The sequence below is a fragment of the Streptomyces sp. NPDC093598 genome (assembly GCF_044764825.1).
GTDB lineage: Bacteria > Actinomycetota > Actinomycetes > Streptomycetales > Streptomycetaceae > Streptomyces.
In genome coordinates this window covers 50,053-62,204 of the sequence record NZ_JBIWIV010000023.1, presented here as the reverse complement: position 1 = coordinate 62,204, position 12,152 = coordinate 50,053, and the positions used below count along the sequence as shown (strand labels likewise).

Annotated in this window: 9 protein-coding genes and 3 pseudogenes; 7 read left to right on the top strand and 5 right to left on the bottom strand. The window is 71.1% G+C overall.

From position 1 onward, the window contains the following. Positions 1-175: 175 nt before the first annotated feature. The gene (locus ACIRDU_RS36800) at positions 176-1,396 is read left to right on the top strand and encodes an MFS transporter (RefSeq protein WP_403588267.1); all 1,221 of its coding nucleotides are present in this window, start codon (positions 176-178) and stop codon (positions 1,394-1,396) included. A gap of 294 nt (positions 1,397-1,690) precedes the next feature. Further along, a pseudogene (locus ACIRDU_RS36795) lies at positions 1,691-2,137 on the top strand (MBL fold metallo-hydrolase); the annotation flags it as partial. On the opposite strand, the pseudogene ACIRDU_RS36790 reads toward ACIRDU_RS36795, so the two are convergent. Continuing rightward, positions 2,134-2,583 (bottom strand): annotated as a pseudogene (locus ACIRDU_RS36790) (transposase); the annotation flags it as partial. The pseudogenes ACIRDU_RS36795 and ACIRDU_RS36790 sit on opposite strands and share 4 nt — an antisense overlap. Positions 2,584-2,761: 178 nt before the next feature. After that, positions 2,762-3,759: pseudogene (locus tag ACIRDU_RS36785) on the bottom strand (IS701 family transposase). Positions 3,760-4,070: 311 nt separating this feature from the next. On the opposite strand from ACIRDU_RS36785, the gene dhaK reads away from it, so the two are divergent. The 3 genes from dhaK to ACIRDU_RS36770 are packed head-to-tail and all read left to right on the top strand — an operon-like array spanning position 4,071 to position 6,115. Continuing rightward, the gene (gene dhaK, locus ACIRDU_RS36780) at positions 4,071-5,063 is read left to right on the top strand and encodes a dihydroxyacetone kinase subunit DhaK (protein WP_403588265.1); all 993 of its coding nucleotides are present in this window, start codon (positions 4,071-4,073) and stop codon (positions 5,061-5,063) included. A 49-nt stretch (positions 5,064-5,112) separates the two neighbouring features. Further along, a complete protein-coding gene (dhaL, locus tag ACIRDU_RS36775; RefSeq protein ID WP_403588263.1) occupies positions 5,113-5,712 on the top strand; it encodes a dihydroxyacetone kinase subunit DhaL in 600 nt (199 codons plus the stop codon). Continuing rightward, positions 5,705-6,115, top strand: a complete 411-nt coding sequence (locus ACIRDU_RS36770) for a PTS-dependent dihydroxyacetone kinase phosphotransferase subunit DhaM (protein ID WP_062925113.1) — start codon at positions 5,705-5,707, stop codon at positions 6,113-6,115. Before dhaL ends, ACIRDU_RS36770 begins: the two co-directional genes overlap by 8 nt. Before the next feature lie 76 nt (positions 6,116-6,191). Here the strand turns inward: ACIRDU_RS36770 and ACIRDU_RS36765 are convergent, their stop codons facing one another. Further along, positions 6,192-6,944, bottom strand: coding sequence for a glycoside hydrolase family 75 protein (locus ACIRDU_RS36765; RefSeq protein ID WP_403588261.1), 753 nt, complete (start codon positions 6,942-6,944; stop codon positions 6,192-6,194). A gap of 457 nt (positions 6,945-7,401) precedes the next feature. Between ACIRDU_RS36765 and ACIRDU_RS36760 the strand changes: the two genes are divergently transcribed. Both ACIRDU_RS36760 and ACIRDU_RS36755 read left to right on the top strand, forming a co-directional pair. Further along, positions 7,402-8,334 (top strand): fibronectin type III domain-containing protein, encoded by a 933-nt coding sequence (locus ACIRDU_RS36760; protein WP_403588259.1) that lies wholly within the window; start codon positions 7,402-7,404, stop codon positions 8,332-8,334. 170 nt (positions 8,335-8,504) lie between these two features. Further along, entirely contained in the window at positions 8,505-9,047 is a 543-nt protein-coding gene (locus ACIRDU_RS36755) for a hypothetical protein (RefSeq protein ID WP_403588257.1), read from the top strand. Between the two features lie 225 nt (positions 9,048-9,272). On the opposite strand, the gene ACIRDU_RS36750 is transcribed toward ACIRDU_RS36755, so the two are convergent. Both ACIRDU_RS36750 and ACIRDU_RS36745 read right to left on the bottom strand, forming a co-directional pair. Then, positions 9,273-9,857 carry a PadR family transcriptional regulator gene (locus tag ACIRDU_RS36750; RefSeq protein ID WP_403588255.1) on the bottom strand — a complete coding sequence of 195 codons (585 nt, stop codon included), beginning with the start codon at positions 9,855-9,857 and terminating at the stop codon, positions 9,273-9,275. Positions 9,858-9,885: 28 nt separating this feature from the next. Further along, positions 9,886-11,901: an FAD-dependent oxidoreductase gene (locus tag ACIRDU_RS36745; protein WP_403588253.1), complete on the bottom strand. Its 2,016-nt coding sequence runs from the start codon at positions 11,899-11,901 to the stop codon at positions 9,886-9,888. Positions 11,902-12,152 lie beyond the last annotated feature (251 nt).

Below are 12,152 nucleotides of genomic sequence, written 5' to 3'. Positions count from 1 at the left end.
TGTCGCCTCAAAACGGGCATGGAAAATCATGACATTACCTTAACTTGCACCTACCACTGATCGGTCGCATCCTTGTCAGCCAAGACTGCGTTCTTCTGCGTGTCCGCCGTTTCCTGAACGATCTCTGCGGAGCCACGGGGGAACCCATATGCCTTTGGAAGAAGGCGAGGAGTAGGTGACGCGCCCCCTGCAAAATTCCTCATTCCGATGGTTCTTCACAGGGCGCTTAGTCTCGCTGCTGGGTAGCTCCATGGCCCCCGTGGCCATCGCCTTCGCCGTACTGGAGTCCTCGCACAGCGCGGGAGACCTGGGCATCGTCCTGGCAGCACGCAGCATTCCGTTGGTGCTGTTCCTGCTGGTCGGTGGCGCCGTGGCCGACCGGATGTCGCGCGGCGCGCTGCTGGTGATGTCGAATCTGGGCGCGGCCCTGACCCAGGGAATCGCCGCGCTTCTTCTGGTCTCCGGCGCGTACCATCTTTCCGCCATCGCCTCGGTGGAGTTCCTGAACGGCACGCTCACCGCGTTCACGTCGCCCGCCCTGCGGGGCATCGTGCCCCAACTCGTCGCAGGGATCGATAATCAGCGGGCCAACTCGCTCCTCGCAACGGCCAAGAACGCGATCTCGGTGGCGGGACCCACCGCGTCAGGACTCGTCGTCGCGGCCTGGGGCGGTGGCTGGGCCATCGCCGCCGACGCCGCGACCTACCTCGTCGCGGCGTTCTGCATGGCCCGGCTCGACCTCCCCGAGCACGCGCCCGGTCCACGATCGGCGCTGGTGCAGGACCTGCGAGCAGGCTGGTCGGCATTCCGGTCTCTCCCTTGGGTCTGCGCAACCGTGGCCGCCTTCGCCGTCACCAACTGCGTCTACGTCGGCGTCTGGAACGTCCTCGGGCCGACGACGGCCAAGGCGTCCATCGGTGCGGTGTCCTGGGGGGTGGTGCTCAGCACACGGGCTGTCGGCGTCCTGGTCTCGAGCGCCGCGATGTACAGAGTCAGATTGCGCCGGCTCCTGAGCGCAGGTCAGATGTGCTTTGCTCTGGGCGCGCTGCCGCTGGTCGCCCTGGGATTGCGCCGCAGTGTCTTCTGGCTCGTTCCATCCGCCCTGGCCGCCGGTCTGGGCCAAGGAGTGATGGGGATCGCCTGGGACACCTCGCTCCAGGAACACGTCCCGAACGCCTTGCTGTCACGTATCGCCGCCTACGACGACCTCGTATCCTTCATTGCTGTCCCCATCGGCCAGGTCGCAGTCGCCCCTCTTGCCGCCGCGCTCGGCGACGCCCACGTCGTGGTGGCGGGAGGCATCCTCTTCGGCGCGGCCGCGCTCGCCCCTCTCCTGTTCCGCTCCGTCCGGGGACTGGAGCAGAAGCCGAAGCCCCAGCCGACGCCTGCGACGTGACGGCGCCATGCTGACAGAGACCGTCAGCGTTGCCGCTCGGGCCTTCGAGGGCCGGCGGCAACAGTCGTGGTTGTGGGGGATCCCGTACTGTTCGCAGGCTTCCACGAAGGCGACGGAGACCGGGTGGATGCGTGGTTTCGGGTGACCGCATCGGGCCGCCCGCCCCGTGGTGGTGCGAGGGCCCGTCCTCGACTATCGGAGCGCTCGGGAACAGCGGCGACTTCGCCAAGCTCTGGGCCAAAGGCGACGTGGCGGACTGCACCGTGGGCACGATGCCCCTGCAACACCCGACCCAACACCTCGACGCGCAGCCCGGTCGCGTCCGCCTTCGCCGTCCATGAGCTTGAAGACGGGCATCGGGCGCGCGTCGGCGCGCTCACTATGACCAGCCGGGCAGTAGCGCACGGCATCCCGGCCTTCGCCGTGCGCATCGAGGCCGAGGGCCGATCGCTGGTCTACTCCGGGGACACAGCACCGTGCGCGAACCTTACGCGGCTGGCCGAGGGATGCGATCTGCTGCTGTGCGAGGCTGGAAGTGACCGGGCGCCTGACGAGGGCGAGCAGGTGCACCACACGCCCGAAGACACCGGCGACACGGCCAGCGCGGCCCGGGCGGGCCGGTTGATCGTCACCCACGTCGGCCGTTTCCTCACCCCGCAACAGGCGGTGGCACGCGCCTCGGCCCGGTTCGACGGTCCCGTCGACTATGCCGCACCCGGTGCCACCTTCTCAGTCGGTTAGGCCGCAATTGCCTGGGGCCGTCCGACGAGGTGGCCGTGTTCGAAGCGCGCTCCGGCGCGGACGAGTGCGACGAGGTGGGGTGCTTTCACGGCCCGCCACCGCTGCTGGGCCGCCTCGACGAGTTTGAAGACCATGGCCGGTGTGGCGGTGCGGGAGCCGGCGCCGCGGATGACCTTGGTCCGCAGCCGGACGGTGGAGAAAGCGGACTCGATGGGGTTCGTGGTACGCAGGTGGATCCGGTGCTCGGCCGGGAAGTCGAGGAACGCCAGCAGCTCGGGCTCGTCGTCCGTGATCTTTTTGACGGCCTTGGGGAACTTCGCGCTGTAGAGCTGGGCGAACGTCTTGATCGCCGTCTCGGCTTGGTCGCGGTCTTCGGCGTTGCGGATGTCCTGGATGGCCTTCTTGGCGCCGGGCTGCGCGGACTTCGGCATGGAGTCGAGGACGTTGACAGTGCCGCAGTTATGGGGGTCGGTCGGTGGCCGCGACGGCGGTAGCGGCTGAGACGGGCTTGGTGTTGGTGGCGTCGTCTCCAGCATGACCAGTGCAAGGTGCGTTCGGTCCCGTGCTGGACGGCGTGGGCGAGCTTGCTCAGCATGCGGCGGATCTCATTCACGCTGAGGCGGATCAGGTCGTCTCTGTGTCCCCCTTTTCGCAGGTGGTAGCCCGGATGACGGTCAGGTGAGCGGAAGCAGCCATGGCCAGGGTGATGTGCCGGTACCAGGCCGGATGGTGGCGGACCTGGTAGTGGTCCGGGCCGGCTTCGTTTTTCGCCGCCTGGAAGCACTCCTCGATCGCCCAGCGGGCTCCGGCGGCCCGGACGATCTCTCCCAGCGGGGTGCCTTCAGGGGCATGGGCGAGGTAGTAGGCACGTTGACCGTTGGCCAATGACCGGCGGATCAGCAGGGCGTGTTCGAAGCCGTCCGCGCTGTTGCCGGGCAGTGGGACCGAGGCCCAGGCGTATTCACGCAGGCCGTGGGCACCGTCACCCGCGGAGCGGACTTCCCAGGTGTCCTCGGGCAGGATGGCGGAGAGGGTCCGGGCATTGTGCCCGCGTGGCCCGCAGCGCTGCTTGTATGCGATGGCCAGCACATAGCTGAGCCGGTGGTCGGTGAGCCAGCCGCGCAGCACCGGGTCCTGGCCGGAGACCTCATCGCCGGTGACCCACCGAAACGGCACCTCGGCGTCCACGGCTCTTGCCGGCATCGCTCAACACCCAACGGGCAGTTGTCGATCTTCCCGGAGGTGCCGGTGTACTGCCGTTGCACCTCAGCCGAGCGGGTGCCCTTCTTGATGAACTTGATGAACCCGGTTTCATCGACGATCAACACGCCGTCATCGGCGCCCGGATGCTCCAGCACGTAGCCACGGACCTCGTCCCGCACCGCGTCTGCGTCCCAGTCGGTCTGGTTCAGCAGACGCTGCATGCCGTCCGGGCACACGTCGCCAGCCTGCTCCGTCGGCGTCCAGCCGTTCCTGCGCTCCAGTGGTGCGAGCAGGCCGTGTAGATACTCCCCCGCCCGTTGGCGCGGCTCCGACCGGTGAAAATACTGGCCGATATGGGCATGCAACGTGTCGCGGCCAGCGGCCCAGCGGTGCACCTGACCACACTGAGACGTCCCCACCCATGACCAGCTCAACGATCAGCAGAACCACCGGTCACAGCAACTGCGGCTGCAGTACTGGGTGCGCTGTGCCCGTGACGTTCGCTGCCGCAAGGTTGATACTTTCCGGCAGCAGCGCTCCGACCGACCGCCACCGACCACGACAGGGAACTGACGCCCCGTCATCAAAGTCGGCATTAAGTCAGCATCAGTACCGCTGCAGCCCGCCCCGGACCGCCACGAAACGTCTCGAGCCAGAACTGGCCTGACACATCCTGACCTGCAAAAATGAAGGCCAGAGGCACATTGACCAGTCTCACCTGGAGGTACCCATGAAGATGCTGATCAACGTCCCGGAGACCGTGGTCGCGGACGCGCTGCGCGGTCTGGCGGCTGCTCACCCGGAGCTGACCGTGGACGTGGACAACCGGGTGATCGTGCGGCGGGACGCCCCTGTCCCGGGGCAGGTGGGGCTGGTCTCGGGCGGAGGCTCGGGGCACGAGCCGTTGCACGGCGGTTTCGTGGGTCCCGGCATGCTGTCGGCGGCCTGTCCGGGCGAGGTGTTCACCTCCCCCGTGCCCGACCAGATGCTGCGCGCGGCGGCCGCCGTGGACAGCGGGGCGGGTGTGCTGTTCATCGTGAAGAACTACACCGGTGACGTGCTCAACTTCGACATGGCCGCCGAGATGGCCGAGGACGAGGGGATCCAGGTCGCGAAGGTGCTGGTCAACGATGATGTGGCGGTGACCGACAGTCTGTACACGGCGGGGCGGCGCGGTACGGGCGCGACCCTGTTCGTGGAGAAGATCGCGGGCGCCGCCGCCGCCGAGGGCATGCCTCTGGAGCGGGTCGAGGCAATCGCGCGGCAGGTGAACGAGAACTCCCGCAGTTTCGGTGTCGCGCTGAGCGCATGCAGCACGCCGGCCAAGGGCAGCCCCACTTTCGATCTGCCGCCCGGCGAACTGGAGTTGGGCATCGGCATCCACGGCGAGCCCGGCCGGGAGCGGCGGGCGATGATGACCTCCGGCGAGATCGCCGAGGCCGCCGTCGAGGCGGTGGTGGAGGACCTCCAGCCGCGCAATCCGGTGCTGGTCCTGGTCAACGGCATGGGCGCGACGCCCCTGCTCGAGCTGTACGGCTTCAACGCCGAGGTGCACCGGGTGCTCGCCCAGCGCGGCGTCCCCGTGGCCCGCGTCCTCGTGGGCAACTACGTCACCTCCCTGGACATGGCGGGCGCCTCGCTCACCCTGTGCCAGGTCGACGAGGAGCTGCTGCGGCTGTACGACGCGCCGGTGAAGACCCCGGGTCTGCGCTGGGGCGTGTGAGGGGCAGGGGGTAGAGGATCACCACGTACCTACCAGGCAAGGAGATCCAGTGCTCGACGCCGATTTCTTCCGCCGTTGGATGACGGCGACCGCCGCGTCCGTGGACCGCGAGGCGGAACGGCTCACCGCCCTCGACTCCCCCATCGGGGACGCCGATCACGGCAGCAACCTCCAGCGCGGGTTCACGGCGGTCGTGGCCGTCCTGGAGAAGGAGGCCCCGGACACGCCCGGCGGGGTCCTGACGCTGGCCGGACGCCAGCTGATCTCGACGGTCGGCGGCGCCTCGGGGCCGCTGTACGGGACGCTGCTGCGCCGTACCGGCAAGGCGCTGGGTGACTCCGGCGAGGTCAGTGCGGAGCAGCTGGCCGAGGCCTTGCGGGCGGGGGTGGACGCGGTCCAGACGCTCGGCGGTGCCGCCCCCGGCGACAAGACCATGATCGACGCGCTGGTGCCCGCCGTGGACGCGCTCGGTGACTCGTTCGAAGCGGCCCGGACCGCCGCGGAGGAGGGCGCCGTGGCGACGACGCCCTTGCAGGCGCGCAAGGGCCGGGCAAGCTATGTGGGCGAGCGCAGCATCGGGCACCAGGACCCGGGCGCGACGTCGGCGGCGCTGCTGATCGCCGGACTCGTGGAGGCCGCCGGTGAGTGACGAGCAGCTGGTGGGGATCGTGCTGGTGTCGCACAGCGCGGAGGTGGCCGCGTCGGTCGCCGAGCTGGCGAAGGGGCTCGCGGGCGGTGGCCCGGTGGTGCCCGTGGCCCCGGCGGGCGGGACGGAGGGCGGCGGGCTCGGTACGAGCTCCGAACTGATCGCCGCGGCGGCCGCGTCCGTCGACCGCGGTGCCGGAGTCGCCGTCCTGACCGACCTGGGCAGCGCGGTGCTCACCGTGAAGGCGCTGCTCGCGGAGGGCGACGAACTCCCCGAGCGGACCCGCCTGGTGGACGCCCCCTTCGTGGAGGGGGCCGTGGCCGCGGTCGTCACCGCGTCCACGGGGGCGGATCTGGCGGCGGTGGAGGCGGCCGCGACGGAGGCGTACACCTACCGGAAGGTGTGAGCGACGCCTGCGGCCGGGCACGCCGCGCCGACGGTGTGCCCGGCCGCAGGCGTGTCCATGACGCGCCGTCAGCCGCTCAGCGTCCGGCTGCCCGATTCGCCTCGACGCGTCCGTCCGCCTGATTCGCCTCGACGCGTCCGTCCGCCCGATTCGCCTCGATGAACTGCTCCGCCGCCCGCTCCCCCGTCGCCACGGCCGCGGCGCGGTCCTCGATGGGCGACACCTTGATGTCCTTGAAGACGATGTAGGTGACGCCGGAGCGGGCGCCGCCGCCGTGCGGGTGGGGGCGGATGCCGAGGGCCTTGGCGGTGGCGTAGGACGCCTCTCCGATGATGCCCTGAGGGCCCGTGTCGCCGACGACCGCGTACCGCACTCGGTCGCGGTACACGACGGCCACCACCGAGCCGCCGCCGACGCCGTGGTCCCGGTAGTCCCAGATGCCGCTCGGCGCGGGCACGACGACGAACGGCAGGCGTTCGGCGCTCAACGGACGGCCGTCGGACTGTGTGTAGGCCGTGCTCGCCGCGAAGTACGGGTCGGTGCGGTGGTTGCAGCGGGGCCCGGGGCGGCCGTCGCAGTCGATGTCCATGTCCGCCTTCCAGAACACGGCGTCGCGGGTGCCGCAGACCGGGATGTCAGCGGGGGCGCCGTTGTCACTGCGGTAGCGGCCTCGGGAGACAGGAGTGCAGTCCTGCACCGCGGCGAGCAGCTCGGCGGCGCTCACCGTGCTGTCGCGCCACACCGCGAGCTGGGCAGGGGCGGCGGGGGGTGTGGTCGGGGCGAGCAGGGCGGCGCTGGCCGCGGCCAGCGTGAGCGACTGGACACGCACGATACGGAGCCTCTCCTCGGGGACCTGACGGGCACTCAGCCCAAAATGACCCCGCGACGATCACCCGGCCACCCGTGAGGGGCCGGACGGTGCATGTCCCAAAGTCCGGCAGGGGCCGGGGGCCTGAGTCCGTGTAAGACTCCGGCCCCCGGCCACCCGCGCCGGCGCGGGATCTGCGACGACAGCGGTCCGCGCGACAGGTCCCGAACTCCCTGGTCTCCACCAGGAGTTCGGCCGTGAGGAACGTCAGCATACGTAACTCTTCCGGGTGGTCGCACACGGCGGGGTGACGCCCTCCCGCAAGCAGGACCCGCGCTCGGCCGACGCCCTCTTGATGTGATCGCACCAACGGCGTCATATTGGTCCGGACCATTCCCGTGTGCCACCCCCGGGAGGCAGTGTCGTGCGAAGTCGTTCCGCTTCCTCATCCCTCCTTCGCCACCTGGCGCTCTTCGGGATGCTCTTGCTGGTCGCCTCCTGCGGCCGGGCCGGAGCGGAGGGCGGGAACGGCGGTGGTGCGCCCGGTCCGCCCACGGGCGTCACCGCCGCGGCCGGCAGCGCGACGAGCGTGCACGTCATGTGGAACGCGACCGCACGGGCCGATGCCTACGAGGTGTATCGCGGCACCACGAAAGTGAGGGAGGTGCCGGGTTCGAAGCACATGGTGGATGTCACCAGGCTGCGGCCCTCGACGCGGTACGTCTTCTCCGTACGGGCGCGGGACGCCGACGGGCGGCTCGGGCCCCCGAGCCGCCAGGTCCGGGCGAAGACACCCGCCGCCGTCGCGGACGACCGCTCCGCACCGACCCGCCCGTCGACACCTCGCGGGCGGGCGGCCGGGAGCCGGGCGGTTCAGCTGTCCTGGTCCGCCTCGACGGACGACCGGGGCGTGGTGTCGTACGACATCCACCAGGGAGCCACGAAGATCCACAGCGTGAGCGGAGGCCGGACGGCGACCGTGCTCACGGGGCTGCGGCCCGGCACGGACTACGCGTTCACCGTCCGGGCCAGGGACGCGGCCGGCAACGTCTCCCCCGCCGGCCCCACCGTCCGGCTCACCACCCCGGGCACGGACGACGGCCGCGCCACAGCCCCCACCGGCTTCCGGGCGACGAGCCACCGCGAGGACGGGGCGTACCACGTCGACCTGAGCTGGGTGCCGCCCCGCGTGGACGGGGAGGTCACCGAGTACCAGATCCATCTGGACGGCCGGCCGGCCACGTCCCTCGTGTACGGCGGCGAGGCCCCCCGCGAGCGGGCCACGTACAGCTTCTACGTCGGGCGGACCACCGGTGTCACGCACCGGGTCCGGGTCCGGGCGATGCTCCCGGACGGCACCTGGGGAGGCTTCTCGGCGGAGCGGGCGGTGACGACGGGCGCGGGGCGCTGACGTGCTCCTCGGCGTCGGCCGGCCGACGTGACACGTCACCTGCACGGGGGCGCTTGAAGTGCGGCCGGGGCCGGGGAGGCCTTGGCTGACCCTGAGGCAGCACGGACGTTCCCCGACCCTCGGCGGCGCAAGGGATGTACCGCCAACCGTGCCGCCGGAGGGCAGTCCACATGCGCAACTCATCGCCAGTTCTCCGCTCCGGCCTGACCGTGGCGGCCGCGGCCGCGCTGCCTCTCTTCCCGGCCGCGCTGCCCGCTGTCGCGGGGCCGGGCATCTCCGTGAGGACCACGGGGTCCACGGTGTCGGTCACGACCAGCTCGTGCACCCAGATCAACGGGAGTTGGGGCAGCGCCTCGCTCCTCACCAGCAGCCAGGGCAGTTTCGCCCAGGGCCGCCAGGTGACGCTGTCGGGGACGCAGGTCAGTCAGTCCGCCGCCTGGTCGGGCGTCTCCCCGGGGACGTACACCGTCATCGTCGTCTGCTCGGACGGCACCACGGCGGGCACCCAGTCCATCGTGGTCTCCACCGCCCCCTCCCCCACGCGGTCACCGTCCCCCTCGGCCTCGCCGTCCCGCGGTGTCATGGGCGGGGTCGGCGGCAGCTCGACGGACTACGGAACCGTCACGCTGGTGGCGGGCGGCACGCTGGTCGGGGCCGGCCTCCTCGCGACGGCCTGGTACCTGCGCCGGCGCAACAAGCCGTACCGGCTCTGACCCGGTGCGGACGGCGGCCCGCTCTCCCGAAGCGCTCCGGTCGGGCGGGCCGCCGTCATGTCGTGGACGGGTCCGGCGGAACGGACCGCCTCAGGCCGTGATCGCCCGGGGGGGCCGCCCGACCCCGGCGGACGGGGCGGAGCGGCGGCACACCGCGTCGGGCTCGAGCGGGCGCCCTCACACCCCGGTCACCCCGGCGCGGCCGGCGCCCCGCCCCGGTCGGGCTCACCCCTCACCGTCACGCCGGTCAGGTCCCGGCCCTGTGGGGGCGCCGTCCGGGAGCTCGGCGAAATCCGCCAGGGCGCGCCTGAGCCACTGGGTCCAGAAGGTCTCCAGGTCGATGCCGGCCCGCAGCACCAGATGCCGCAGCCGGACCTCGGCGCCGTCCCGGCCGGGCGGGAAGTCGCGCTTCTCGATCTCCTCGTACTCCGCCAGCTGCCGTTCGTGCAGCTCCAGATGGCGTCGCAGATCGGCCTCCAGGCCCGCCGTGCCGACCACGGCCGCCGCCCTGAGCCGCAGCAGCAGCACGTCGCGGTGCGGCTTGGGGTCCTGGGAGGCGGAGGTCCAGCGGGCCAGTTCGGCGCGGCCCGCGGGCAGGACCTCGTAACTCTTCTTCTGCCCGCGGGCCGGCTGCTCGGCCGGCAGGGCCCTGATGAGGCCGTCGGCCTCCAGTTTCCCGAGCTCGCGATAGATCTGCTGGTGCGTCGCCGACCAGAAGTACCCGATCGACCGGTCGAACCGGCGCGTCAGCTCCAGCCCGGACGACGGCTTCTCGAGCAGGGCGGTGAGGATCGCGTGCGGGAGTGACATGGCCTCATCCTAGGGACGCGTTACCGCACTACAGGGCGGCCGCCAGCTCCGTGCCCTGCTTGATGGCGCGCTTGGCGTCCAGCTCGGCGGCCACGTCGGCACCGCCGATGAGGTGCGTGCTGCGCCCGGCGGCGAGCAGCTCCTCGTAGAGGCCGCGGCGCGGTTCCTGGCCCGTGCACAGCACGATCGTGTCGACCTCCAACACCGTGCTCTCCTCGCCCACGGTGATGTGCAGGCCGGCATCGTCGATCCGGTCGTAGCGCACGCCCGGGACCATGGTGACGCCGCGGTGCTTGAGCTCGGTGCGGTGGATCCAGCCGGTGGTCTTGCCGAGGCCGGCGCCGACCTTGGACGTCTTGCGCTGGAGCAGATGGACGGTGCGCGGCGGGGCGGGCCGTTCGGGCGCGGCGAGCCCTCCGGGGCCGCGGTAGTCCATGTCGACGCCCCACTGGCGGAAGTACGTCGCCGGGTCCTCGTGGGCCTTGTCCCCGCCGTCGGTGAGGAACTCGGCGACGTCGAAGCCGATGCCGCCCGCGCCGAGGATCGCGACCCGGTCGCCGACGGGGGCGCCGTCGCGCAGGACATCGAGGTAGCCGACCACGCTCGGGTGGTCGACGCCGGGGATCTCGGGGGTGCGCGGGGTGACGCCGGTGGCGACGACGACCTCGTCGTAGCCGTCGACGTCCGCGACCGTGACCAGGGTGTTCAGCCGGATGTCGACGCCGTGCCAGTCGAGCTGGGTGCGGAAGTAGCGGAGCGTCTCGTCGAACTCCTGCTTGCCGGGGACCTTGCGGGCGACGTTGAGCTGGCCGCCGATCTCGCTCGCCGCGTCGAACAGTGTCACGTCGTGCCCACGCTCGGCGGCGGAGACCGCGCAGGCCAGGCCGGCCGGGCCGGCGCCGACGACCGCGACACGCTTGCGCAGCCGGGTCGGGGAGAGCACGAGCTCGGTCTCGTGGCAGGCGCGCGGGTTGACCAGGCAGGAGGTGATCAGACCGCTGAAGGTGTGGTCGAGGCAGGCCTGGTTGCAGCCGATGCAGGTGTTGATCGCATCGGGCCGGCCGGCGGCGGCCTTCGTGACGAAGTCGGGGTCGGCGAGCATCGGGCGGGCCATCGACACCATGTCGGCGGCGCCCTCGGCGAGCAGTTCCTCGGCGAGTTCGGGGGTGTTGATGCGGTTGGTGGTGACGAGCGGGACGGACACCTCGCCCATGAGCCGCTTGGTCACCCAGGTGTACGCGCCGCGCGGCACGGAGGTCGCGATGGTGGGGATGCGGGCCTCGTGCCAGCCGATGCCGGTGTTGATGATCGTCGCGCCGGCGGCCTCGACAGCCTTGGCGAGGGTGATGACCTCGTCGAGCGTGGAGCCGCCCGGGACGAGGTCGAGCATGGAGAGCCGGTAGATGACGATGAAGTCCTCGCCGACCGCCTCGCGCACCCGGCGCACGATCTCCAGCGGGAAGCGCATGCGGTTCTCGTACGAGCCGCCCCAGCGGTCGGTGCGCTGGTTGGTCTGCAGGGCGATGAACTCGTTGACGAGGTAGCCCTCGGAGCCCATGATCTCGACGCCGTCGTAACCGGCCTGCCGGGCGAGGCGGGCGGCGCGGGCGTAGTCGTCGATGGTCCGCTCGATGTCGGCTTCGGTGAGCTCGCGGGGCGGGAAGGGGCTGATCGGCGCCTGGACCGGGCTCGGGGCCACGAGGTCCTTGTGGTAGGCGTACCGGCCGAAGTGCAGGATCTGCATCGCGATCCGCCCGCCCTCGCGGTGCACGGCGTCGGTGATGACCCGGTGCTGCTCGGCCTCCGCGTCGGTGGTGAGTTTGGCGCCGCCCTCGTAGGGCCGCCCCTCGTCGTTGGGGGCGATGCCGCCGGTGACGATCAGGCCCACTCCCCCGCGGGCGCGGGCGGCGTAGAAGGCGGCCATGCGCGCGAAGCCGCCCTCCGCCTCCTCCAGGCCGACGTGCATGGAGCCCATCAGGACCCGGTTGGGCAGGGTCGTGAAGCCCAGGTCGAGGGGGGTCAGCAGGTGCGGGTAACGGCTCATGGGGCCCTCCGTGCGCGGTGTCGTGCCTGTAGTTGTAGAGGACTACCGACGGTTTATGCAACTAGTTGCACAAGGTGATGGAGGGCACAGTGGGTCCATGACCAGGGAGCTTGGGCCGCTGACCGCCGTGGTGGACCGCGAGCGTGCGTGCCGGGCGTCGCGACGCTGCGGAGATCCATCAGAAGGCCGCAAGACGCCGACGAGCAGGGGCGGCTTCGGGGGCGCCCGGGCCTGCCTCGCCGACCCGGACA